This window comes from Oleiphilus sp. HI0132 (genome assembly GCF_001635845.1).
The window spans coordinates 1-720 of sequence record NZ_LWGJ01000560.1 but is presented as its reverse complement, the minus strand read 5'-3'; the positions used below and the strand labels follow the sequence as shown (position 1 = coordinate 720).

Annotated in this window: 1 tRNA gene and 1 pseudogene; both read right to left on the bottom strand. The window is 41.7% G+C overall.

Annotation, left to right across the window (positions count from 1 at the left end):
- A pseudogene (locus A3766_RS29460) lies at positions 1-152 on the bottom strand (chemotaxis protein CheV); the annotation flags it as partial.
- Positions 153-339: 187 nt separating this feature from the next.
- Positions 340-415: transfer RNA gene (locus tag A3766_RS06950), tRNA-Gly, on the bottom strand.
- Positions 416-720 lie beyond the last annotated feature (305 nt).

The following is a 720-nucleotide window of genomic DNA, read 5'->3' as shown; positions in this document are numbered from 1 at the left end:
GCAGTTAGGTTTGGTAAATTCAGAACCTCTTGAACCTTAAATACATTGATTGCAAAGGTCTGATGACCGCTAAGCTTAAACATAAGCAACTCTAAGCGATTTTCACCTACCAGCTTGGTTCTTTGATCGACCGAAGCCAAAACACCCGACATCTTACCCTCCAGGAAAGCAGCAAATTCACCGCTAAAATCTTATCATGCAAATGCTCTACGAAAAGCCAAGCCAAGCTAGGCGCGCAGATATTCATAATGTACTAAATAGCAATAAGTTTAGACCATAAAGAAGGTCTCGACTGAAGAATGAGCCGAATTTAATGATCGATAGGTAATAAAGATAAATTGGAGCGGGAAACGAGATTCGAACTCGCGACCCCAACCTTGGCAAGGTTGTGCTCTACCAGCTGAGCTATTCCCGCTTAATCTGGTGTGATTTTTTACTTGATCATACAAGAGAGAAGTAATAACACCCCTCTTAAAACCCGATTATTTACAGAGAGTTACGCCCTCAGATCGAGTGAGGGCGTATTATAGGGAGAGCATTTTTGTCATGCAAGTCCTTTAATAATAAAAAGCGTGAAAAAGATAACACTTTTGAAATCTATCTCGAACCTTGCCCGATCACCCTACAAAATCATCAGCAGACGCTTAGATTAAGCGCCCTTATCCTTTTCTTCATCTGAGGGCAGGTCATCTGTGTCACCGATATCGAAGTCTTCCAAGT